This window comes from Vibrio sp. S457-15 (genome assembly GCF_000960545.1).
GTDB lineage: Bacteria > Pseudomonadota > Gammaproteobacteria > Enterobacterales > Vibrionaceae > Vibrio > Vibrio parahaemolyticus.
This window is the reverse complement of the sequence record NZ_JYOQ01000030.1, coordinates 1-537: the sequence shown is the minus strand read 5'-3', so window position 1 is coordinate 537 and position 537 is coordinate 1. Positions and strand designations below refer to the sequence as shown.

At 46.7% G+C, this 537-nt stretch carries 4 tRNA genes; all 4 read left to right on the top strand.

The annotated features are described in order from the left end of the window. Window positions 1–64 precede the first annotated feature (64 nt). The 4 genes from UF05_RS04795 (at window position 65) to UF05_RS04780 (ending at window position 416) form a co-directional block, all read left to right on the top strand. Window positions 65–140, top strand: a tRNA-Glu gene (locus tag UF05_RS04795). 2 nt (window positions 141–142) lie between these two features. Continuing rightward, window positions 143–218, top strand: a tRNA-Lys gene (locus UF05_RS04790). 32 nt (window positions 219–250) lie between these two features. Continuing rightward, window positions 251–326 (top strand) — tRNA-Ala (locus UF05_RS04785). Window positions 327–340: 14 nt separating this feature from the next. Further along, window positions 341–416 (top strand) — tRNA-Val (locus tag UF05_RS04780). The last annotated feature ends 121 nt before the right edge of the window (window positions 417–537 follow it).

Below are 537 nucleotides of genomic sequence, written 5' to 3'. Positions count from 1 at the left end.
TCATACAGATTGATACGGTTTATAAAGTAAAGAGAAGAAGAGTTCCCAAACTCTTCAATCCAGTGTCCCGTTCGTCTAGAGGCCTAGGACACCGCCCTTTCACGGCGGTAACAGGGGTTCGACTCCCCTACGGGATACCATTGGGTCGTTAGCTCAGTTGGTAGAGCAGTTGACTTTTAATCAATTGGTCGCAGGTTCGAATCCTGCACGACCCACCATTCCTTCCATTAGGAATTAAAACTCAAAATATGGGGCTATAGCTCAGCTGGGAGAGCGCCTGCCTTGCACGCAGGAGGTCTGCGGTTCGATCCCGCATAGCTCCACCATATTTTGACACAATGGGCGATTAGCTCAGTTGGGAGAGCACCTGCCTTACAAGCAGGGGGTCACTGGTTCGAGCCCGGTATCGCCCACCATCTTTAAGCGCATTCGATGAGTGCTTTTAAAAATGGTTACTTCATTAGAAGTGATTAGCTCTTTAACAATTTGGAAAGCTGACAAAACAACAATTTATTGTTGTTTGTAAAGTTCTCAATG